This window comes from Arthrobacter sp. Alg241-R88 (assembly GCF_900537115.1).
Classification (GTDB): Bacteria; Actinomycetota; Actinomycetes; order Actinomycetales; family Micrococcaceae; genus Arthrobacter.
In genome coordinates, this window is the sequence record NZ_UNRG01000001.1 from 805,474 (window position 1) to 827,319 (window position 21,846).

Here is a 21,846-nt window from a genome sequence, read left to right on the forward strand (position 1 = left end):
CATGATCCGATTCGAAAATGTCACCAAGGTGTATGACCAGAAAGCCCGGCCTGCGCTGGACTCCGTCAACCTTGAGATTGACCGCGGCGAATTCGCCTTCCTCGTCGGTGCGTCCGGCTCCGGCAAATCAACCTTCCTCCGGCTGGTCCTCAAAGAGGACCGGGCAACGTCCGGTGCTGTCTACGTAGCGGGCCAGAACGTCGCCAAGATCTCCAGCTGGCGCGTCCCACGGCTGCGCCGCGGCATCGGCGTCGTCTTCCAGGACTTCCGGCTCCTGCCCCAAAAAAACGTCTTCGCGAACGTAGCGTTCGCCATGCAGGTCATTGGCAAGAGCCGCAGCGTCATCCGCGACACCGTTCCCGAGGTCCTTAAGACCGTCGGCCTGGAGGGCAAGGAACACCGCATGCCGCATGAGCTCTCCGGCGGTGAGCAGCAGCGCGTCGCCATTGCCCGTGCCGTCGTCAACCGGCCCGGCATCCTCCTCGCGGACGAGCCCACTGGAAACCTGGATCCCACCACCTCGATGGGCATCATGGGCATCCTGGACAAAATCAACCAAAACGGAACCACCGTGGTGATGGCCACCCACGACGACGACATCGTTAATGAGATGCGCAAACGCGTCGTGGAACTGAAGAACGGTGTCGTTATCCGCGACGAGGCAAAGGCACTGTACACGTCCATGATTCCGGTCGTGGGGCAATCGCGCAGGCTGAAAGACGCCAGCGGCAGGGAAAACCTGGAAACCGGACAGCCGCGGGAAGAGGAGGGACAGCGATGAGGCTCGCCTTCATTCTCAGCGAGATCGGCAGCGGCCTTCGCCGCAACCTCTCCATGGTGGTTTCGGTCATCCTGGTCACGTTTGTCTCGCTCACCTTCGTGGGCGCAGCAGGAATGCTGCAGATGCAGATTAACCAGATGAAGGGCTACTGGTACGACAAAGTCCAGGTGGCCATCTTCCTGTGCAGTGAAGGGTCGACGGCGGCTGGTTGCGCCGGCGGGCCAGTCACCGCCGAGCAGCAGGAGAGCCTCACCGGACTGCTGGAATCTCCCGCCGTTGCGCAGTACATCAACGACTTCCAGTTTGAGTCCAGGGAAGAGGCGTACAACCACTTCAAGGACCAGTTCTCGAATTCGCCCATCGTGGACTCGGTGACGCCGGACCAGCTGCCGGCCTCCTTCCGGATCAACATGAAGGATCCCGAAAAGTACCAGATCATCAGCGAGACGTTCTCCTCGCAGCCAGGAGTGGAAACGGTCATCGACCAGCGCCAGCTGCTTGAGCGCCTCTTCTCCGTGATGAACGGTGCCTCCCTGGTGGCGGTCAGCATCGCCGGCGTCATGATCGTATGCGCCATCCTGCTGATCGCAACCACCATCAGGCTCTCCGCCTTCAGCCGCCGCCGCGAAACCGGCATCATGCGCCTGGTGGGCGCCTCGAAGACCGTGATCCAGCTGCCCTTCATCCTTGAAGGCGTCATCGCTGCGGTCATCGGTGCCGCTCTGGCCTCCGCCACACTGTGGGCTGTTGCGCATTTCTTCCTCGGCGAGTTCATGTCCCAGCAGTACCCGGATACCGCCTTTATCTCGTCCGGCCAGACGCTGATCCTCGCACCCGCACTGATAATCCTTGGCGGATCCTTGGCCGGAATTTCGTCTCTCTTGACCTTGCGCAGATACCTTCGCGTCTAGGTATGCAAACCGAACAAGGAATGCTCATGAAGTTAACGGATCAAAATTCCCCGCGGCACCGGCAGAACAGCCGGGGCAGGGTGCCCCAGCGCACCGGCGTCATCAGCGCTGTGCTCGCAGTCGTCCTCGCCGCCGGGCTGGCTTCCTCCACTCCGGTGGCTTTCGCCGGCGAGCTTGAAGACAAGCAGAAAGCTCTTGAAGCAGAGGCAGCCAGGGTCCAGCAGTCCTTGGAATTCGTCGACTCCCGGATTGCCAAGGCGGCCAGCGACCTGGTCATCTACCAGGGCCAACTGCCCGGCGCCCAGCAGGCGCTCCTGGAGGCCCAGGGCCGCGTGGCGGGTGCTGTCAAGGAAGTTGAAGCGCTCTCCGCCCGGGTGGACATGGCCCAGCAGAACAAGGCAAAAATCACACAGCAGCTTGAGACGGACAAGCAGAAGATCGCCGATACAAAGAAGCTGATCGGCCAAATTGCCACCCAGGCTTACAAATCCGGGGGAGTGCCCTCCAACCTGTCCCTGTTCTTTGGCTCGAACAACGGCGGAAGCCTGACCGAGACCATGGACCTGGCGGACCAGGCCATGCGGAGCCAGAACGCGGCAATGGACAAGCTCTCCCAGCAGAACGCCACCAACGTCAATTCCGAGGCCCGACTGCAGGCAGTGGAAGCTGAAATCAAGGACCTTAAGGCCAAAGCTGATGCCGCCTTGGAGCGGGAGAAGGCCGCCCGTGACGAAGCAGCCGCCAAAAAGGAACAGGTCGACCAGCTGATCGCAGACACCACCCGGCTTGATGCGGAGTTGCAGGCAGCCAAGCCTGGTATCCAGTCGCAGCTCGCCAGCGTCCAGGCGAGCCAGAACGCGGTGGCAGCCGAGATTGAGGAACGTGACCGGAAGCTGCGCGAGGCCTGGGAAGCCGAGCAGCGGAGGCAGGCAGAAGCAGCTGCCGCTGCTGCTGCTGCCGCTGCTGCCGCGGCAGCGGCGGCAAAGGGCCAGGCGCCCCCCCCACCGCCGCCGGTGCAGTCTTTTATGCCGCCCGTCGGATCGCCGTCGGCCTTTGGCCTGCGCCATCCCTTTGACGGAAGCGTGCCGATCACGTCCGGGTTCGGTTGGCGGGCCACCCCGCCAGGCACCATCGACTTCTACGGGCAGGGTGGCTACATGCACACGGGGCTGGACTTCGGAGCAGCCTGCGGCACACCTGTCTACGCTGCAGCAGCAGGGGAGGTCTTCAGCTCCGGCTGGAACTCTGCGGACGGAGGCGGCTGGCGCGTCAAGATCTCACACGGCCTGATGCAGGGCAACACACTGAACACCATCTACTATCACAACGCGAGCATTGTGGTGTCGAACGGCCAGCGCGTCTCGCAGGGCCAGCTGATCGCCTACTCCGGCAACACCGGCAACTCCACCGGCTGCCACGCCCACTTCGAAACCTGGCTCAACGGCAAGCCGATGGACCCGATGAACCTGCTGTAGGGGCGCTCAGCGCTGCCGTACACTGGTATGACTCCGCGCCGGCTGGCCCGGAGGACATCCGATTCTTGAACTGAGGAGCTTTCCCTTGCCTAAAGAAAGTGGCCGTAAAGTGGTGGCCACCAACCGGAAGGCCCGGCACGACTATCATGTGCTGGATACCTACGAGGCTGGAATCGCGCTTATGGGCACCGAAGTCAAGTCCCTGCGCGAGGGCCATGCCTCCATGGTGGACGGATTCTGCACCTTCTACAACGACGAGCTGTGGATGGAAGCCATCCACATCCCTGAGTACAACCAGGGCAGCTGGACCAACCACGCGGCCAGGCGCCGCCGCAAGCTGCTGCTGCATCGCGAAGAACTGATCAAGATTTCGCACAAGGTGCGGGAATCGGGCTTCACCATTGTTCCGCTGCAGCTGTACTTCGTTGACGGCCGGGCCAAGGTTGAAATCGGCGTGGCCCGGGGTAAGCGTGAGTACGACAAGCGCCAGACCCTCCGCGAACAGCAGGACAACCGCGAAGCCCAGCGGGAAATGCGGGAGCGCAACCGCCGCCGCTAGGATGGAATGAATTCCCTGATTGATGCGTTATGATGGGTAGTCCGGTGGGCTTGCCTGCCGGTTTGATAAAAAAATATGGGGATGATCGGTTTCGACGATGTTAGTCGCGACAGGTGAAGCGGGCCGAGGATGCAGAATTATCTCGTAAACGCTTTCTGCAAACCAATAAGTGCCGAATCTAAGCGCACTGACTTCGCTCTTGCTGCTTAACCAGTAAGACAGTCCGTCAGCCCGAGGTTGCTATCGCCCCGGATCCTGGCGTCATTTAGATAGCCACTGCTGTTCACCTCCGTCATCGGGGTGAACGGGACTCTTAGATGACTGGGCCGGGATCAGCCAGCTGTTTGCAGCATGGCTGGGGCCGAGAAAATCCGACGCAAACTGCGCCCGGAGAAGCCCTGACAACACGACATCGGACGGGGGTTCAATTCCCCCCATCTCCACATTTACGATGATCCGGCCCTTCCTTAATTGGAAGGGCCGCATCATCACAGATAGCACCCCGGTCCTCGGACCGGGGTGTTTTTCTTTGTCCGGCCATAAAGGACCCGGCCACGGGCAATGAGGCAGCCGGCCCGGGCCACGAAGCAGCCCGCCCCGGTCCACCGGCCTGACCATGCCCGTGGGCTTTCGTTCACCCACGGCGTAGCGCAGCCGGGACTAGCGGCCCGCCCCCGGTCGTTGTCTCCGGTAGGAGCCCGCACCGCCGTCGCCGCCGGGATCCGCTTACCAGGAGGTGCCCCATGAACCAGGGAAGCGAACCAGCTTCACAGTCGTCCGACGTCGACGCCCTGGACTCGTATTCACAGACAGTAATGCGCGTGGCCGCCACAGTCACGCCGCATGTTGCCGCGCTGGAAATGTCCGCGGCCCGCCGCAACGGCCGGGTCCGGGTCGGTGCAGGTTCGGCTGTGCTCTTCACCGAAGACGGGTACCTCCTGACGAACGCCCACGTCGTGGCCGGAACCCAGCGGGGGCATGCAGTGTTCGCCGACGGCAACCGGATGGAGCTGGAACTTGTAGGGGCGGACCCGCTGTCCGACCTTGCCGTGGTCCACGGCAGGCCGCCCCGGGTGGCGCCGGCGCAGTTCGGTGCCGCGGAGTCCTTGCGGGTGGGCCAACTGGTGGTCGCCGTCGGGAACCCCTTGGGCCTGGCCGGCTCGGTAACGGCGGGCGTGGTCAGCGGCCTGGGACGGGCCATCCCGGTCTGGTCAGGAGGCAACCGGCGGGTCATCGAGGATGTCATCCAGACGGACGCCGCCCTCAACCCGGGCAATTCCGGCGGAGCGCTGGCGGATACACACAGCCGGATCGTCGGAATCAACACCGCCGTGGCAGGTGCCGGGCTCGGCCTGGCGATCCCCATCAACGCCACCACCCAGCGGATCATCTCCGCCCTGCTGGCGGACGGACGCGTACGGCGCGCCTACCTTGGCCTGGTCAGCACGCCGACCCGGCTCAGCCCCAGCGCCGTCATTAGAACCGGGCAGCGGGACGCGCTGCGCGTGGTGGAGGTACTGACCGGCTCACCGGCAGACAAGGCCGGCCTGGCAGCGGGGGACATCCTCCTCGCCGCGGGCGGCCGTCCCGTCAGTGACGCCGAAAGCCTCCAGCGCCTGCTCTTCTCGGACGCCATCGGCGAACCGCTCCACCTCGCTGTGCTGCGGGACGGTACGGAAATCCACCTCACGGCTGTCCCCGAAGAGATGGTCAGCAACGGTAAGTAGGCAGGACTGCCGCCCTAACCCCAAAAGCAGAAGGAGGCCTAGCCCTGCCCCGGCACGTCTGCGATGCCTACGAAACGCGTGCCGACGCCGTCGAACTCGCTGCGGACGTAGCCTTCGCGAACGCGCGGAACGTCCTCGGGGCCGTGGTGGCCGCACACCACGTAGGTAAAGTCGGGCCACCACTTTTTGGGGCGCGCTGCTTCCTCGTAGCCGCAGACGGCGCACTCAAGGTGGACCCAAACAGGCCGCTTTCCGGTGCGGTTGGCGCGGGACTGGACCAGCCAGGGCGGCGGGTTGTCCAGGATTTCACCCAGTTCAGCTTCGGTCATCCATTTTGGTAGGCCGTGGCGCTGGGCCATTTCCATCGGTACATCAAGGGCAATGGCCGCGTCGCGTCTGCTAATCATCACCATCCACGATACGCGAGCCGGCCAAATCGCCTGCTGCAGCGCTAGGAAGCGAGGGCAATCCCGGCCGCAGCAGCTGCAAAGCCGAGGACGAGGTTGGCCGCTACATTCAACACGGCGGAGCCGAACCTTTCTTCAGTCAACAACCGCACCGTTGCCGTGGTCCATGAACTGAAGGTGGTGAGGCCCCCCGCCAGCCCCGTGGCCAGTGCGGTCTGCCATTCCGGGGCCAGCCCCAGCTTCATGGTCGCGGCGTGGGAGGCGCCAATGATGAAGCACCCCGCCACGTTCACCAGCAAGGTGGCCCAGGGCCAGTGCAGCCGTGCCTTGTGCCCGCGGCCGCGCAGCGAACTGCCACGGGAGCCGGGCGCCCGATTGGACGCGTGCTGCGCGAACCAGCTGTCCACACCGAAGCGAAGAAGCGCGCCGGCGACGCCGAACAGGCCCACCAGGGCAGCAGCCATCACGCCCTGCGGCCCGCGCCGGCGTCCTGGCGCACAGCCACCAACGTGCCGAACCGCCAACCCAGACCCGCCGCCGCCAGGCCCAGCAGCACTGAGAGCGCCAGGTACGCTGCCCACGCCGAATGTTCGCCGGCGCGGGCCAACTGGTCCACGGAAAACACCACGGCCGAGAAGGTGGTGAAGGACCCCAGCAAACCCGGTCCCAGCCCGGCCCGTAACCAGAACGGGGTCCGCGGACGGGCCATCCACATGGTGGTCAACGCTGCCAGGACGAAGCTGCCGCCAACGTTGATCACCAGTGTGGCCCAGGGAACCCCACCGGGAACATCCGGAAAAGCCAGCCCCAGTCCGTAGCGCAGTTCAGCGCCGATGAGGCCTCCGGCCGCGACGGCGATCCAGGCGCGCGCCGCCGGCCTGCCGGCAGGCTTCATTCAGCTGTCTCCCAGCAGGCAGCCCGGGTGGGGATGGTCGCTGTGCACCCACAGGGCGGACGTGATTTCGTCGGCGAGGTCGTAGTCCCTGGTCCTGCCCGAGTTCCTGATCCGCACCACCAGGGCGCCGCCGAACGGCTTGCGGCCCACAACCTCCACCTCGGCGTCGAGGTCTATTTCCTCGGCGGAAAGATAGCGGAGCAAATCCGGGTTCTCATCGCTGATCCGGGTGATCCTGCCGGTGTGCCCCTGGTCCAGCTCACCCATTAGGTGGGCGCGCGGCATCAGCACGTTCCCGTCGGCGGTGGGAATGGGGTCGCCGTGCGGATCCCGCTGCGGGTTCCCGAGTTTGGCCGCAACCCGCTCAATGAACGTGTCCGAGACGGCGTGCTCCAGCAGTTCGGCTTCGTCGTGGACCTCGTCCCAGCTGTAGCCCAGCTGCTGGACAAGGTAGGTCTCGATCAGGCGGTGGCGCCGCACCATGGAAAGGGCCAGCCGGACGCCGGCGTCCGTCAATGTGATGGCACTGTAGGGCTTATGGTCGACGAGGCCCTGGTCCTTCAGCTTGCGGACCATTTCCGAGACCGAGGAGTTGGCGACGCCAAGGCGCTGCGCAAGCTGGGAGGACGTGATGGCCTTGTCCTGCCATTCCGTGAAGGAGTAGATGACCTTGACGTAATCCTCAATGGAGGAGGAGGGCGCGCTGGTCTTCACAGCTCCAAGCCTACCCGTTGCCCGTTCTCCGTCATGCCTTGAAGGCCCGCCAGGTCAGCGTCAGGTACGGCAGTTCGAGCTCTTCTTCCAGGCTGTGGCCCAGGTGGTCGTGGAGATACCAGTCCAGGTTTGCCAAGACCTTGGCGCGGGTGGTTTCGCCTGCGCGCAGGTAGTAGCTTCTCGACTTCGTGAGCTCCACCAGGTCCGTGGTGCTGACGCGGTCCTGCCAGTGGGTGACGTGTCCCTCAAGCCCGCGGAACTCGGGCCCCACGACCGGCCGGAAGTCCGGCTTGTACACATCTCCTGCGTGCATGATCCGGGAGAGCCGGTGGACCCAGGGGACAGAGGTGTCCAGCTGGTTCCAGATCAGGCCAAGCGTTCCATGCGGGCGGAGGACGCGCGCCAGTTCGGTGCTTGCGGCCAGGGCGTCGCACCAGTGCCATGCCTGGGCAACGCTGACGACGTCGAAGGCTGCGTCGGGCAGGCCCGTTGCCTCCGCGGTGGCCTGGACCGCCGTGGCGGCGGGATAGTGCGCCCGTAACTGCTCGAGCATGTCGGCAGAGGGGTCCACGGCCGTGACGGCCAGGCCCATGTCCAGCAGCAGTTCGGTGAACTTGCCGGTGCCGGCACCGGCATCGAGCGCCTCGCGGGCACCCGGGGGAACCAGCCAGCGGGCTGACTCTTCCGGGTAGCCCGGACGGACCTGCTGGTAGTGCCGGCCGCCGTCCTGGAAGCTCTCGCCGAGCTCCCGCCGCCGTCCGTGATCAAGCCTGGGGCCACCCCGTACCACGCGTGGCCTCCTTCGTCCGATGCCCTTGGGTATCCTTCGAATTTACCGCACCCGCCGCTGAGGCAAGATCAGTAAGTAGAGTCGGTGCCAACAGCGGACCGCACCGGCCTCAGTCGTCGATGCAGGGGGCGGCCCCGGCGGTCCCCGGAGTGTTCGGTGCCCAGTGCGGGTACGTGCGCGTGTCGTTGGCGGGAACCCAGCGCCCCGCGTCCACGACGTAGTCCCACCCCAGGCCGTTGCGGCGGAGCGAGTCGATGCCGGCAAGGAGCCGTTCTGCATCCTCAAGGCGTGAACCGACGCCGAAACTTGCACGGAGGGAACCGGAAGGAAGCCCGAGCCGCTTCAGCAGCGGGTGCGCGCAGAAGCGGCCGTCCCGCAGGCCTACGCCGTGTTCCGCGGACAGGTAGGCGGCCACCAGGCCGGCGTCGTAGCCTTCCACGGAGAAGTTGACCACGCCGATGGTGTCCGTATCCGGGTTGGTGTCCTTGAAGATCTGGTGCACGGTCACGCCATCAATCTTCTGCAGGCCTTCCACCAGAAAGGAGCGGATGGCCGATTCGTGGGCGTGCCACTGTTCCTGGTCCAGGCCGGCGATCACCTGGGTGGCGCGGGCCAGCGTTGCTGCGCCCAGGACGTTGGGCGAGCCGCCCTCATGGCGGGCGGGGCCGGTGGCCCAGCTGACGCCGTCGAGCCTGGCTTCCTTGACGGCGCCGCCGCCTGCGAGGTGGGGCGTTCCGGCGTCGAGCCAGTCGGCGCGTCCCACCAGTACACCGGTACCAAACGGCGCGTAGAGCTTGTGGCCGGAGAAGGCGAGGTAGTCGACGCCGTCCGCGGCGATGTTCACGCGGCGGTGCGGCGCGAGCTGGGCCGCGTCAACCACAATCCTTGCGCCGTGTTCGTGGGCGAGCGTGGCGAGGGCACGGATGGGAAGAATCTCACCGGTGACGTTGGAAGCGCCGGTGACGGCGAGCAGGCTCACGCCGCCCTGCTCCAGCTCAGCGCGGACGGACTCAATGGTCCCGGCGATGGTGTCAGCGGCAACGATGCTCCGGTGGGGGACACCCTGCCACGGCAGCAGGTTCGCGTGGTGTTCGATGTCCAGGTACAGGACGTCGCCGTCCGGACGTCCGTCCGTCGCGGGCAGGCAGCCTGCCAGCAGGTTGAGGGAATCCGTGGTGTTGCGGGTGAATATCACCGAGTCGTCAGGGCGGCCGCCCACAAAGTCCCGAACAATGCTGCGGGCGTTCTCGTAAACGGACGTGCTGATCTGGGACGCGTAACCGGCGCCGCGGTGGACGCTCGCGTAGAAGGGCAGGATCTCGTTGAGGTAGGCCGAGACCACGGAGAGGGCAGGAGCCGAGGCGCCATAGTCGAGGTTTGCGTACCGGACGTGGCCGCCGGAAATCAGGGGCGCCTGGATTTCCGCGCCGGTGACGGCAGCAAGGGGACGGCCGGCAGCATCGCGGCGGGCATCAAAAAGGGCAGCGGCTTCTGCCTCGATGCTGTCAGGCTGGGCGGCGGCGTTGGGGGAGACGGTGGCAGTTGTCACAGAGACCTCACTTCGAAAAGGACTCCCTGCTCCGGGAATCCGCGCTTGCCGCATCCGTTCCGGACCGGCCTGGTCGTCACCCGGGGCACCCCACCGCGGTTGGAGGGTTGCCGGCCAGCAAACCGGGGTTTCGCGCTGGCACTCGTGACCTGGTTAAGAGCGTAGGACATGGGGCAGGAAGGTTTGAAGCCGGCTCAAATGTTAAGCACTTTGTTACGCTGGCTGAAAAGTGCTGCTTTAGCCGAAGAAACGACGGCGGGCGCTTCCTTTCGGAGGCGCCCGCCGCTGATTCTTCGGTGGAAGTGCTTAGAGAAGATCGTCCAGGTCAGGGTTCAGCCTGCGGAGTACCTCGGAGTGCAGGATGGAGTTGGTGGCAAGCGCGTTGCCGCCGAACGGCCCGTCTTCCCCTTCCAATGACGTGAACCGGCCACCCGCTTCGACCACGATCGGCACCAGGGCGGCCATGTCGTAAAGGTTCAGTTCGGGTTCGCAGGCGATGTCCACCGCGCCTTCGGCCACCATGCAGTAGGACCAGAAATCGCCAAACGCCCGGGTCCGCCAGACGTCTTCGGTGAGTCCCAGGAAGTTGTCCAGGTTCCCGCGTTCCTTCCAGCCGCCCAGGCTGGAGTAGGACAGCGAAGCGTCCGAAAGATTGGCGACATTCGAGACGCGGAGCCGGGTGGCAGCAGCCAGCGACCGTCCCATGTAGGCGCCCATGCCCTTGGCCGCCCACCAGCGCTTGCCCAGGGCGGGAGCGCTCACCACTCCAACAACAGGCTCGCCTTCATCCACCAGGGCGATCAGGGTGGCCCAGACGGGGACGCCGCGGACGAAGTTCTTGGTGCCGTCAATGGGGTCGATGATCCAGCGGCGGGACCCGTGGCCGGTGCTGCCGAACTCTTCACCGAGCACCGCATCACGCGGACGGGAGCGGGACAACTGGCCGCGGATGGCTTCTTCTGCCGCCTTGTCCGCGTCGGTGACCGGCGTCAGGTCGGGCTTGGTCTCCACCTGGAGGTCCTGGGCCTTGAAGCGGCTCATCGTCTGGTCATCCACGGAATCTGCCAGGACGTGCGCCAGGCGCAGGTCATCGTTATAGCTTGAAGCGGGTTGGATCATGGTTCCAAACTACCGTCTGCGGACGGTTCTGCTGGGAACCGGGCGCCGTCAGTTGACGCTGCCCAGTTCCTTCGCCTCCTGCGCCTCCAGCCGTGGGTCCGTGCCCAGGAGGCGCCGCAGGGATGCCAGCCGGGCTTCTCCGGTGGCACCGGCGTGGCCGCCGCCCACCCAGGCGTCCAGGCCGCAGTTCACGGCGGTGGCGGTGTGCTTGCACCCGCGTTCGCAGTCCTCGATCCCGGGGGAGAGGTCCGGGAAGGAGCGCAGGATCCGGTCCGGGTCCACGTGGGCCAGGCCGAAGGAGCGGATGCCCGGGGTGTCGATGATCCAACTGCCGGCGGGTGCGTCGGCCAGCCTCAGCGCCAGCGCCGACGACGACGTGTGGCGGCCACGCCCCGTCACCGCATTGACCCCGCCGGTGGCACGTTCGGCCCCGGTCAGTGCGTTGACCATGGTCGACTTGCCGACGCCTGAATGCCCCAGCATGACTGTCACTTTTCCGTCCAGGTATCCGCGGAGTTCCGCGACGGCCCTGCTGTCCAGGCGTGCGGACAGTCCGTCGTCCGAGCGCGCATCGATCCCCGATGCCATGGAGTCGGCCGTCCGGCTGATGATCACGGGGAAGTCGAGGTGGGTGTAGTTGGACAACAGCTCCGCTGGATCCTTGACATCCGCCTTGGTGACCAACAGGATCGGCTCGATCCCGGCGTCGTACGCAGCCACCAGGGCGCGGTCGATGAAGCCGGTGCGCGGCTCGGGATTGGCAGCCGCCACCACAATGACGAGCTGGTCCGCGTTGGCCACCACGGCGCGTTCCACGGGATCGGTGTCGTCCGCGCTGCGGCGCAGGAGGGTCCTGCGGTCCTGGATCTTGACCAGCCGGGCCAGGGTGTCCGGTTCGCCGGACACATCGCCCACGAGGGAGACGAAATCGCCCGCCACCACCGGGTTACGGCGCAGCTCCCGTGCCCTCGCTGCAATGACTACGCGTTCGTTGCCGGAGTCCTCACCCACCACGGCCGTGTACCTGCCGCGGTCAACGGTGATAATGCGTCCCGTGACGGCATCATCATGGCTGGGCCGGTCCTTGGTGCGGGGACGCGAGCCCTTTTTGCTGGGCCGGATGCGGACATCCGATTCGTCCCAGGAATCAGTGCTCCGCGCCACCGGTTGAACCTTCCGTACCGGTATTGGACGGGCCTGCCTGGGCAAGCATGCCTGCCCACAGCCGGGGAAAGTCGGGCATGGTTTTGGCGGTCGTGGCGATGTCCTCCACCTGCACGCCCTCCACTGCCAGGCCCAGGATGGCTCCGGCCGTGGCCATGCGGTGGTCGGCGTAACTGCGGACGACGCCGGCGTGCAGCTTGGCGGGCCGGATCACCAGGCCGTCGCTGGTTTCCTCGGCATCACCGCCAAGGCGGTTGATCTCGGTGACCAGTGCAGCCAGCCTGTCGGTTTCGTGCCCGCGCAGGTGCGCAATACCGCTGAGCCGGGAGGGACCGCTGGCCAGCGCACACAACGCGGCGACTGTCGGCGCCAACTCACTCGTGTCCGCGAAATCCCCGCCCTTGATCTCCGCTCCCCCGGTTACGGTCAGGACGCCGTCGCGCAGGGTAACCTCTGCGCCCATCTCGGCAAGAATGCTCCGCCAGAGATCGCCCACCTGCTGTGTCTGTTCGGGCCAGCCGGGAATCCGCACCGTCCCGCCGGAAGCCAGGGCAGCGGCAAGGAACGGACCGGCATTGGACAGGTCCTGCTCAATCCGCTGGTCGAAGGCCTGGATGGGTCCAGGGGCAACAACCCAGTGGTTGGGAACCGAATCGTCAACAGCAACCCCGGCGCCCCGCAGGACGGCGACGGTCATATTGATGTGGTCCAGGCTCGGTACAGGTTTCCCTACGTGCTCGAGGTGCAGGCCTTCGGTGAACCGTGCCCCCACGAGGAGAAGGGCCGAAACGAACTGTGAGGAGGCGCTGGCATCGATGACCAGGTGGCCGCCGCGAACTTCTCCGGTGCCCTCCACTGCAAACGGCAGCGACGACGGCGTGCCGCCGCCTTCAGCGGAAACGGCCACTCCCAGCGCCTGGAGCGCTTCGATGATGGTTCCCATGGGCCGCTTCCGGGCGTGCGGGTCGCCGTCGAACAGGCTGGCACCGTTCCGCAGCGCCGCCAGCGGTGGAACGAACCGCATCACGGTGCCGGCAAGGCCGCAGTCGATCCTGGTGGCAGCCGATGCGGCATCGGCCGGCAGCGGCAGGACCTCCAGGTCCGGCCCGAACGCCCCGTCCCCGGGCACCTCGGTGATGGTGGCGCCCAACTGCCGGAGCGCGTCAATCATCAGTGCGGAATCCCTGGAGTGCAGCGGCGCGCGCAGGCGCGACGGGCCGTTGGCCAGGGCGGCAAGGACCAGGTACCGGTTGGTCAGCGACTTTGAACCGGGCACCGTGATGGTGGCATCCACCGGGCGGGACGCGAAGGGTGCGGGCCAGTGGGGGAGGGACGTTCCGGAGTTGTCCTGGGCGGTGGAGGGCGCGGCGGTCATGTCCTGCTTATGCCCCCGTGGCCTGTTCAACGGCGCGGCGGACCACCTTATCGGCCTTGGAGAGCTTCTTGTTGGTGGTCTTCCTGGCATCCGCGGCAAGGTGGGCGGCACCCTTCCGCGCGTCGGCAGCAAAGTGCTCTGCGCGCCACGCCAGTCCCGGTTTGCCTGCCGTGTCAACGGAAGCCAGCAGGGCGCCGCCGCTCAATGAAAGGTTCTTGAGCAGCTGGTTGCGGCGGTTCCCGCGGCCTTCCTTGCTGCTGATGTCCGCGCTGCGCCACTCGACAAAGGTGTTGAGAAGGGAGATGACGGTCAGCACTGTGGCTGAAAGCCGGGAAAACTTCCCGAGCCCAAAGAGGACGCCCGCGCCCACCTGCGTGCCACCGATAACCCGTGCCAGCGTCTTCTCGTCAGTACGGAACGGCAGCGCCGCCGTTGCCTTGCTCAGCAGGGGCGACAACTGTTGGGCGGTGTCATCGGCGTTCTTGAGCTTATCCATTCCGGCAAGAACAAAACTGGAAGCCAGCATGGGCCGTGCGAGTGTGCGGACAAAGGACATGGATTTCCTCCTGGATGGACGAACCGCGTCGGGTGCGGCGAAGTCCGTTCTAGTCTTGCACTTTTGGGGAATATTTGCCCAAGGCCAGGGGTTATTGATGCTGGGTCCGCGAGAGTCGGGCCCGAACCACAAAAGCACCGGACAACAGAGCGGAGTTGGCCCTTGAGGCGGGTGTTGGACGGAATTGAAGCGGCAGGCCCGGTGGCAATGGACTCGTTGGAGGACGAACCCCCCGAGTACGGCTCGCCGCGTGCGCGGAGCCTGACAGTAGACTTGAAGGCAATGAGCACCTTGGATCCGGCCGTTTCGGCCATGTATGAGGCTTCCCAAAGCGAAGCCAAGAGCAGCGCTGACGCACGGCCCGAGCCTTCGGAGCCAGCGGCAGAATCCCTGCAGCCCAACGCGGAAACCACCGAAGAGGTGGTTGAGCTTTCCACGGAATCCGCCGAGGAGCGCCGGGTCCGCTTTGAGCGCGACGCGATGCAGTACGTTGATCAGCTTTACTCGGCTGCGATGCGCATGGCCCGGAACCCTGCTGACGCGGAGGACCTCGTCCAGGAGGCCTACACCAAGGCCTTTTCCGCGTTTCACCAGTACAAGCCCGGCACAAACCTCAAGGCCTGGCTCTACCGGATCCTGACGAACACCTATATCAATCTGTACCGCAAACGGCAGCGCGAGCCGCTCCAGTCCAACTCGGACACCATCGAGGACTGGCAGTTGGCGCGGGCTGAGTCACACACGTCCAGCGGGCTCCGCTCCGCTGAGGCAGAGGCGCTGGATCACCTGCCCGATTCGGACGTCAAGCGCGCGCTCCAGGACATCCCCGAAGAGTTCCGCCTCGCAGTCTACTTCGCGGACGTTGAGGGCTTCGCGTACAAGGAAATTTCAGACATCATGAACACGCCCATCGGTACTGTGATGTCCCGGCTCCACCGCGGCCGGAGAATGTTGCGGGACATGCTCGGGGAGTACGCCGCCGAGCGGGGATTCAAAACGGCCGCAGGTCCGCAGGACGCGGCGGAAAGCACACAACAGGAGAACAGGAAATGAGCGACTGCCAGGGATTGGGCGACTGCGACGACACCCGGATGCAACGCATCTATGAGTATCTGGACGGAGCCTTGACCCGTGAGGACATCACGGAAATAAAGACCCACCTTGATGACTGCCCCGAATGCACGGAGCAGTACGACCTTGAGTGCGTCATCCGCAACATGGTCAAGCGTTCCTGCACTGAGGCTGCTCCCGAGAACCTCAAGAACGCCATCCTGGACCGGATCCATTCGATCCGCCCGGTGGACGCCTAGCCCACGTCGGCTGACAGCAGCCGGCAGGGCGACGAGCCCGTCAATAAGTACAAAGGACCCCGGAAGCCGAGTGGCTTCCGGGGTCCTGTGCTGTGAACCGTAGTACCTGGCCTTGTGCCTAGGTGTTGGGGCGCTTCCCGTGGTTCGCGCCGCCACGCTTACGGTCACGACGCTTGCGTGCACGCTTGCTCATAGCTGGCCTCCTTACTGTTGGTACTCAAAAGAGCTGCCCTCAAGTCTCCCACATGATGCGGCGCCCCGCGAACCGGCAGCCACCGTGTGACCTGCGGTTCGATCTGCGGCTTTGGCGCCGGGCTACTTTTCGAGGAGGGAATTCCGGACGGCAATGCGGGCCTGCTCCAGCACCGTCCTGAGCGTTTCCAGGACCACGGGATTGAGTGGCTCCTTGCCGGCCTGAAGGCGCAGCTCGGTCCGGAGGTCATCACGGAAGGACTGGAGCATCATCTCGGCGTCTTTCAGGGAGCGTTTGCCCTCGGGGGCAGGCCTGCCAGTGGAGGCCGTGAAATCGACCGAACCGGCGGCGGCACGGGCGGCCTCCGCCGTCGCTGCAAGGTCAGCCCGCAGCCCCCGCATATTGCTGCGGATGTCCTCGCGGAGGTTGTCTGCCAGCCGCCGTACGGAGGCGGAAATCTCTTTTTCGACTGCTGCCAGTTCTTCGCGGCGCAGGTTCAGCTCCGCCAGTCCGGCAGGCGTGATGCGGTAGTTGGTGCGGCGCCCGGCCGATTCCGTGGCGACCAACCCCTCCTCCTCGAGTTTGCCCAACCGCGGGTAGATGGTGCCGGCACTGGGGGAGTAGGTGCCGCCGAACCGTTCCTTGAGCGCCTTGATGAGCTCGTAGCCATGCTTCGGGCCGGACTCCAGCAGGGACAAAAGGTAGAGCCGCAGGGCACCGTGGGCAAAGACGGCCGGCATCAGGGCCGTTCTTCCGCGTTCCCGGACGGTCCGCTGTGGAAGATGGATGTTGTGCCTGACACGGAGTTGGTCCTGACGAGCATGAGTTTGGCGTCCGGACCGGCGATCGTTTCCACCTTGCCGCCGGGCACGTGGTACTTCTGCTGGTCGATCACCACTGTTCCGCTGGCCGATTTGGCCACGATATCCACGCCGACGTCGTGGGGGATCCGGATGGTGAGGTCTCCCGATACTGAATTTGCCCCGAAATCCTGGGTGTAGCCCAGCAGGTCGAAACTCATGCCGCCGCTGACCGTGTTGGCCCGGATATGGCTGAAGTTGCCGGACGCAGTCACCTCGCCGGAGACGGTCTTGGCAGTAAGGACACCGCTGTGGTCGCGGGCGCTCACCTCGCCACTGACGGTGTTGACGTGCAGTTCGCCGTCCGTGCCGTCGGACATCACAGAGCCGGAAACAGTGTTCAGGCGCGTGCGGCCCGCCATCCCTGAGACGAGGCCGTCACCGCTGACGGTGCCTGCCTCAACCTCAACGGTCGCCGGAACCGCAATGCTGATGACCGCGTAATTCTCGCTGTTGTGGCTGACCGTTCCCATGAGGTTCTTGAACCAGCCCTGCGGCCCGTGCAGCTGGTGACGGACCTCAAGCCGGCCGTCCTCCAGCGAAACCGCCACGGGGTCGCCCTGGACCTCGGAAATTTCTATCCGGGTGACGGGCTCGTGATGCGCCACCACGTCGAAGCGGCCCCGCACCATGCCCAGCTTCAGGGACGTTACAGAGTGGACGTCGATGGTCTGCGCGCTCGTGACATCCCAGTTTTGCTCAACCATTGGTCCTCCAAGACGATATATCGCGTGATGGAACCAACCTACTGCCGGCGCAGGCAGAGGTCAAGATATATCGCGAATCGCGCCTATTCAGGTACGGCCATCCCCAGCCACTGGAACCAGCCGCGGTGCAGTACCAGCCAGGCCATGAGCCCGTATCCGGCCTGTCCGGGCGTGCCGCCGTTTGCGGCCAGGTCCTGGCGCCACTGTTCGTGGTTCAGAAGGGGAGAAAAAGTGTCAACATAAAGATGCTTGCGGCGCGTGGTGACGTCGGCGAAAGCCGTGTTCAGCTCGTCGAGCCGGCGGTTCTGCGCAGGGTCCAGGGTGGGTGGCGGTCCCACTACAAAGACCCCCAGGCGGTTTTGGGACGCAGAGTCCAGGATATTGGCCAGATTGAGCCGGCTGCGGGCGGTGGAAAGTCCGAACTCGATATCCCGGCCGGACAGGCCTATCACCAGGCGGTTCTCGGCCTGGTCGCTGAACCGCCGGCCGGCCTCGTCCATCCAGCGCGCGGCCAGGCCTTCCGTTCCTTCCTGCGGACAGGGGAGGGCATAGCTTTCCAGGAGCATGCCATCCTGGGGAGTGCGGGCCAACACGCGGCCGAGCCAGCCGAGTGCCCGGGGATCACCGAGTCCGGCCAGCAGTTCATCTCCTACAGCTGCGATACGCAGCTTCCTGTCTTCCACACGTTCCTCTTAACTTCGGTGCTGGCTGCCCGTCGCCACCCGGACCACTTAGGGGGATCGGGCCGGCGCTGTCCATCCCATTAAACAGAACTGCCCGGCCGGAGTCTGGTATTTCGACGTCCGGCCGGGCAGCCTTATTGGTTACTTCCGCGCAAATGCCTGCTTCAGCAGGGCATCCTGCTCCGCGGCGTGGCGCTTCATGGAGCCGGCGGCCGTGGAGGCCGAGGCCGGACGCGACACCAGGCGGACCCTGCGATCCAGGGCGTCCGGGAGGTTCAGGCCAATGAACGGCCACGGTCCCTGGTTGGCGGGTTCGTCCTGCGCCCAGACAACCTCGGCGTTGGGGTACTTGGCCAGCTCGGCTGCGATCTCGGCGGAGGGGAGCGGGTACAGCTGCTCCACCCGGACAATCGCGGTCGTCTTGTCGTCAGTCTTCTGCCGGGTGGACAGGAGATCGTAGTACAGACGGCCGGAGACCAGCAGAACGCGTTCGACGGCGTCTGCGGCCAGCTGCTCATGGTCACCGATGACAGGCTGGAACCCGCCGTTGGTGAAGTCCTCCACGGAAGATGCGGCGGCCTTGAGGCGGAGCAGCTGCTTGGGCGTGAAGATGATCAGCGGCTTCCGCGGGCGGCTGTACGCCTGGCGGCGCAGCAGGTGGAAGTGCGAGGCCGCCGTGGTGGGGTTGGCCACGATCATGTTCTCTTCGGCACACAGCTGCAGGAAGCGCTCGATCCTTGCGGATGAGTGGTCCGGGCCCTGGCCCTCGTAGCCGTGCGGAAGCATCAGCACCAGTGAGGAGCGCTGGCCCCACTTCTGCTCGGCAGAGGAGATGAACTCGTCGATGATGGTCTGCGCACCGTTGACGAAGTCGCCGAACTGGGCTTCCCACAGGACGAGGGCATCGGGGCGTTCCACCGAGTAGCCGTACTCGAAGCCCATGGCCGCGTATTCGGACAGCAGCGAATCGTAGATCCACAGCTTGGCCTGGTCATCGGAGAGGTTGCCCAGCGGCAGCCATTCCTTGCCGTTGGCGCGGTCGTGGAAGACGGCGTGGCGCTGTACGAACGTGCCGCGGCGCGAGTCCTGGCCCGCCAGGCGAACCGGCACGCCTTCCATGATGAGGGAGCCAAAGGCTGCGATCTCGCCGAAGCCCCAGTCGATGCCGCCTTCGCGGGACATCTGTTCGCGCTTCTCCAGCAGCTGCTTCAGCTTCGCGTGGATGGTGAAGCCCTCCGGAGCCTCCAGGTGGGCCTTGCCGATCCGGGCCAGGGTGTCCGCGGAGATGGCGGTGGACACGGGGGAGTTCGTGCTGGAATCGGACTGCTGGGCGATGGGCCGCTCAATGTCCGACACAGCTGCCGAATCCGCGGTGATGATCGGAATCGGGGAGGTCTGCGCTGCATGGGTCTCGGCGAAGACCCGCTCCAGCCGCTCCTGGTAGTCGCGGAGCAGCTGCTCGGCTTCTTCCTCGGTGATGTCACCACGGCCGATGAGCGATTCAGTGTAGAGCTTGCGGACTGAACGCTTGGCTTCGATCAGGTTGTACATCAGCGGCTGGGTCATCGAGGGGTCGTCGCCCTCGTTGTGCCCGCGCCGGCGGTAGCAAACCATGTCGATCACAACGTCCTTGTGGAACCGCTGGCGGAACTCGTAGGCGAGCTGGCCAATGCGGACCACAGCCTCCGGATCGTCGCCATTCACATGGAACACCGGTGCCTGGATCATCTTGGCGACGTCGGTGGAGTACGTGGAGGACCGGGACGATGAGGGGGCAGTGGTGAAGCCCACCTGGTTGTTGACCACGATGTGGATGGTTCCACCGGTGCGGTAGCCGCGGAGCTGGGACAGGTTGAGTGTTTCGGCAACCACGCCCTGGCCCGCGAACGCGGCGTCGCCGTGGACGACGATGGGCAGGACCGGGAACGACTCGCCCTGGTCCAGGCGGTCCTGCTTGGCGCGGACGATGCCCTCGAGGACCGGGTCGACTGCTTCCAGGTGGGACGGGTTGGCGGCCAGGTAAACCTTGGTCTCCTTGCCGTTGTCCGAGGTGAACGTTCCCTCAGTGCCGAGGTGGTACTTGACGTCACCGGAGCCCTGGACGGAGCGGGGATCCTGGGTGCCCTCGAATTCGCGGAAAACCTGTGCGTAGGTCTTGCCGGCGATGTTGGTGAGCACATTCAGGCGGCCGCGGTGGGCCATGCCAATGGCTACCTCGTCCAGGCCGTCATCGGCGGCGTCGGACATGATGGCGTCAAGCAGCGGAATCAGGGACTCGCCGCCTTCGAGGGAGAAGCGCTTCTGGCCTACGAACTTGGTCTGCAGGAAGGTCTCAAACGCCTCCGCTGCGTTCAGCTTGGAGACGATGCGCAGCTGCTCTTCACGGCTGGGCTTTGAGTACGGGTGCTCCAGCTGGTCCTGGAACCACTTGCGCTCGGCAGGCTCCTGGATGTGCATGTACTCGATGCCCGTGGTGCGGCAGTAGGCGTCACGCAGGACGCCCAGGATGTCGCGGAACTTGAGCATCGGCTTGCCGCCGAAGCCGCCGGTGGGCCACTCGCGGTCCAGGTCCCAGAGGGTCAGGCCGTACGTGAGGACGTCGAGGTCCGGGTGCTTGCGCTGGACGTATTCGAGGGGATCGGTGTCCGCCATCAGGTGTCCGCGGACGCGGTAGGAGTGGATCAGCTGCTGGATCCGGGCAACCTTGTTGATTTCGTCTGCCGGGTCCACCTGCTTGTCGGCGCTCCAGCGCACGGGCTCGTACGGGATGCGCAGGGACTCGAAGATCTCGTCGTAGAAGTTCTGTGCACCGAGCAGGAGCTGGTGGACCAGCTTCAGGAACTCGCCACTGCCGGCGCCCTGGATCACGCGGTGATCGTAGGTGGAGGTCAGCGTGAGGACCTTGCTGATGGCGTTCTGGGCGATGATCTTCTCGCTGGCACCCTGGAACTCGGCGGGGTAGTCGAGTGCACCGACGCCGATGATGGCTGCCTGGCCCTTGGAAAGGCGCGGCACGGAGTGCACAGTGCCGATGCCGCCCGGGTTGGTCAGGGAGACGGTGGTGCCCTGGTGGTCCTCAGCGGTCAGCTTGCCGTTACGGGCGCGCTTGATGAGGTCCTCGTAGGTGTGCCAGAACTCGGAGAAGTTGAGGGTCTCTGCCTTCTTGATGTTCGGCACCATCAGCAGGCGGGTTCCGTCGGGCTTCGGCATGTCGATGGCGATGCCGAAGTTGACGTGTGCCGGCTGGACGGCGACGGGCTTGCCGTCCACTTCGTCGTAGTACACGTTCATGGAAGGGAACTGGGAGAGCGCGCGGATGACGGCGTAGCCGATGAGGTGCGTGAAGGAGACCTTGCCGCCGCGTGCGCGGGCGAGGTTGGAGTTGATGACCACGCGGTTGTCGATCAGCAGCTTGGCAGGGATGGCCCGGACGCTGGTGGCGGTGGGTACCTGGAGGCTGGTGACCATGTTGGTGGCAATGGCCTTAGCCGGTCCGCGAAGGACGGAAACAACGTCCTCTTCAGGCGCCGTAGGGGCCTTGACGTTCTTGGGCAGCTGCGCCGGGATGGGCTGCGAGCCCGTGCCGGACTCGGTCTTCTTCGAACCGTCGCGGGCCACGGTGGCAGGAGCCTTCTTCACCGGTGCAGGCGCAGGAGCAGCGGATGCCGCAGAGGCAGGCGGTGCCGCCGGAGCGGGAGGGGCTGCTGCCGGCGGCGCTGCCGGTGCCGCAGGAGCTGTATTCACAACCGGCATCTCCCTCGTTGCAGGGTGGGCAGCGGCATGCCCCGAGTTTCCGTTGGAAGAAGAACTGCCGGCCGAGCCGAAGGATTCAAACAGCGGCCACCATTTGGCGTCGACAGCGTTCTTGTCCTTTTGGTACTGCTCGTACAGTTCGTCAACGAGCCACTCGTTTCCGCCAAATTCCTCTGGTAGACGGTGGCTAGGCTGCTCTGGCACTTGAAATACGCCTCTTCCATGAGTTTGATTTCTCTCCGGCCCACGGTGCTTCAGCACTACGTTTCAACCGGTCTCTGCGTCCTCTGAACCCAGACCAATGCCAGTCTAGTAAGC

General features: G+C 65.1%; 21 protein-coding genes, 1 other RNA gene and 1 riboswitch. Of the genes, 8 read left to right on the forward strand and 14 right to left on the reverse strand.

Annotated elements, in window-relative coordinates; genetic code table 11:
* Position 1: 1 nt before the first annotated feature.
* The 6 genes from ftsE (at position 2) to G6R19_RS03710 (ending at position 5,453) form a co-directional block, all read left to right on the forward strand.
* On the forward strand, positions 2-781 hold the full coding sequence (ftsE, locus tag G6R19_RS03685; RefSeq protein ID WP_163162390.1) for a cell division ATP-binding protein FtsE: 780 nt from the start codon (positions 2-4) through the stop codon (positions 779-781).
* Positions 778-1,692, forward strand: a complete 915-nt coding sequence (ftsX, locus tag G6R19_RS03690) for a permease-like cell division protein FtsX (protein WP_163162392.1) — start codon at positions 778-780, stop codon at positions 1,690-1,692. The genes ftsE and ftsX overlap by 4 nt, the downstream gene beginning before the upstream one ends.
* 26 nt (positions 1,693-1,718) lie before the next feature.
* Positions 1,719-3,167, forward strand: coding sequence for a M23 family metallopeptidase (locus tag G6R19_RS03695; RefSeq protein WP_205484211.1), 1,449 nt, complete (start codon positions 1,719-1,721; stop codon positions 3,165-3,167).
* An 85-nt stretch (positions 3,168-3,252) separates the two neighbouring features.
* Positions 3,253-3,726 (forward strand): SsrA-binding protein SmpB, encoded by a 474-nt coding sequence (smpB, locus tag G6R19_RS03700; RefSeq protein ID WP_163162401.1) that lies wholly within the window; start codon positions 3,253-3,255, stop codon positions 3,724-3,726.
* A gap of 77 nt (positions 3,727-3,803) precedes the next feature.
* Positions 3,804-4,172, forward strand: a transfer-messenger RNA (tmRNA) gene (ssrA, locus tag G6R19_RS03705).
* 297 nt (positions 4,173-4,469) lie between these two features.
* Positions 4,470-5,453 carry a trypsin-like peptidase domain-containing protein gene (locus G6R19_RS03710; protein WP_163162403.1) on the forward strand — a complete coding sequence of 328 codons (984 nt, stop codon included), beginning with the start codon at positions 4,470-4,472 and terminating at the stop codon, positions 5,451-5,453.
* A gap of 38 nt (positions 5,454-5,491) precedes the next feature.
* Here the strand turns inward: G6R19_RS03710 and G6R19_RS03715 are convergent, their stop codons facing one another.
* The 10 genes from G6R19_RS03715 to G6R19_RS03760 form a co-directional block, all read right to left on the reverse strand.
* Positions 5,492-5,860, reverse strand: coding sequence for a hypothetical protein (locus G6R19_RS03715; protein ID WP_163162405.1), 369 nt, complete (start codon positions 5,858-5,860; stop codon positions 5,492-5,494).
* Between the two features lie 44 nt (positions 5,861-5,904).
* Positions 5,905-6,324, reverse strand: a complete 420-nt coding sequence (locus G6R19_RS03720) for a CrcB family protein (RefSeq protein WP_205484213.1) — start codon at positions 6,322-6,324, stop codon at positions 5,905-5,907.
* A complete protein-coding gene (locus tag G6R19_RS03725) occupies positions 6,324-6,755 on the reverse strand; it encodes a CrcB family protein (RefSeq protein ID WP_163162409.1) in 432 nt (143 codons plus the stop codon). Before G6R19_RS03725 ends, G6R19_RS03720 begins: the two co-directional genes overlap by 1 nt.
* Positions 6,756-7,469, reverse strand: a complete 714-nt coding sequence (locus G6R19_RS03730) for a metal-dependent transcriptional regulator (protein WP_163162411.1) — start codon at positions 7,467-7,469, stop codon at positions 6,756-6,758.
* Positions 7,470-7,500: 31 nt separating this feature from the next.
* Positions 7,501-8,259: a class I SAM-dependent methyltransferase gene (locus G6R19_RS03735; RefSeq protein WP_163162413.1), complete on the reverse strand. Its 759-nt coding sequence runs from the start codon at positions 8,257-8,259 to the stop codon at positions 7,501-7,503.
* A gap of 109 nt (positions 8,260-8,368) precedes the next feature.
* Positions 8,369-9,760: an aminotransferase class V-fold PLP-dependent enzyme gene (locus tag G6R19_RS03740; protein WP_240341763.1), complete on the reverse strand. Its 1,392-nt coding sequence runs from the start codon at positions 9,758-9,760 to the stop codon at positions 8,369-8,371.
* An 84-nt stretch (positions 9,761-9,844) separates the two neighbouring features.
* A riboswitch (SAM riboswitch) is annotated at positions 9,845-9,958 on the reverse strand.
* Between the two features lie 156 nt (positions 9,959-10,114).
* On the reverse strand, positions 10,115-10,927 hold the full coding sequence (gene hisN / locus G6R19_RS03745) for a histidinol-phosphatase (RefSeq protein ID WP_163162417.1): 813 nt from the start codon (positions 10,925-10,927) through the stop codon (positions 10,115-10,117).
* Between the two features lie 48 nt (positions 10,928-10,975).
* Positions 10,976-12,091 carry a ribosome small subunit-dependent GTPase A gene (locus G6R19_RS03750; protein ID WP_163162419.1) on the reverse strand — a complete coding sequence of 372 codons (1,116 nt, stop codon included), beginning with the start codon at positions 12,089-12,091 and terminating at the stop codon, positions 10,976-10,978.
* Positions 12,075-13,466, reverse strand: coding sequence for a 3-phosphoshikimate 1-carboxyvinyltransferase (gene aroA / locus G6R19_RS03755; RefSeq protein ID WP_163162421.1), 1,392 nt, complete (start codon positions 13,464-13,466; stop codon positions 12,075-12,077). Before aroA ends, G6R19_RS03750 begins: the two co-directional genes overlap by 17 nt.
* A gap of 7 nt (positions 13,467-13,473) precedes the next feature.
* Positions 13,474-14,022: a DoxX family membrane protein gene (locus tag G6R19_RS03760; protein ID WP_163162423.1), complete on the reverse strand. Its 549-nt coding sequence runs from the start codon at positions 14,020-14,022 to the stop codon at positions 13,474-13,476.
* A gap of 282 nt (positions 14,023-14,304) precedes the next feature.
* Between G6R19_RS03760 and G6R19_RS03765 the strand changes: the two genes are divergently transcribed.
* Positions 14,305-15,075, forward strand: coding sequence for a sigma-70 family RNA polymerase sigma factor (locus tag G6R19_RS03765; RefSeq protein ID WP_205484215.1), 771 nt, complete (start codon positions 14,305-14,307; stop codon positions 15,073-15,075).
* Positions 15,072-15,332 carry a mycothiol system anti-sigma-R factor gene (gene rsrA / locus G6R19_RS03770; protein ID WP_163162425.1) on the forward strand — a complete coding sequence of 87 codons (261 nt, stop codon included), beginning with the start codon at positions 15,072-15,074 and terminating at the stop codon, positions 15,330-15,332. The genes G6R19_RS03765 and rsrA overlap by 4 nt, the downstream gene beginning before the upstream one ends.
* Before the next feature lie 315 nt (positions 15,333-15,647).
* Here rsrA and G6R19_RS03775 read toward each other — a convergent pair whose 3' ends face one another.
* The 4 genes from G6R19_RS03775 to G6R19_RS03790 form a co-directional block, all read right to left on the reverse strand.
* Complete coding sequence (locus tag G6R19_RS03775) at positions 15,648-16,265, reverse strand: PadR family transcriptional regulator (RefSeq protein WP_163162427.1); 618 nt, start codon at positions 16,263-16,265, stop codon at positions 15,648-15,650.
* Positions 16,265-17,092, reverse strand: a complete 828-nt coding sequence (locus G6R19_RS03780; protein WP_163162429.1) for a DUF4097 family beta strand repeat-containing protein — start codon at positions 17,090-17,092, stop codon at positions 16,265-16,267. Before G6R19_RS03780 ends, G6R19_RS03775 begins: the two co-directional genes overlap by 1 nt.
* A gap of 83 nt (positions 17,093-17,175) precedes the next feature.
* A complete protein-coding gene (locus G6R19_RS03785; RefSeq protein WP_163162431.1) occupies positions 17,176-17,775 on the reverse strand; it encodes a GDSL-type esterase/lipase family protein in 600 nt (199 codons plus the stop codon).
* 141 nt (positions 17,776-17,916) lie between these two features.
* Complete coding sequence (locus G6R19_RS03790) at positions 17,917-21,732, reverse strand: multifunctional oxoglutarate decarboxylase/oxoglutarate dehydrogenase thiamine pyrophosphate-binding subunit/dihydrolipoyllysine-residue succinyltransferase subunit (RefSeq protein WP_163162433.1); 3,816 nt, start codon at positions 21,730-21,732, stop codon at positions 17,917-17,919.
* Positions 21,733-21,846 lie beyond the last annotated feature (114 nt).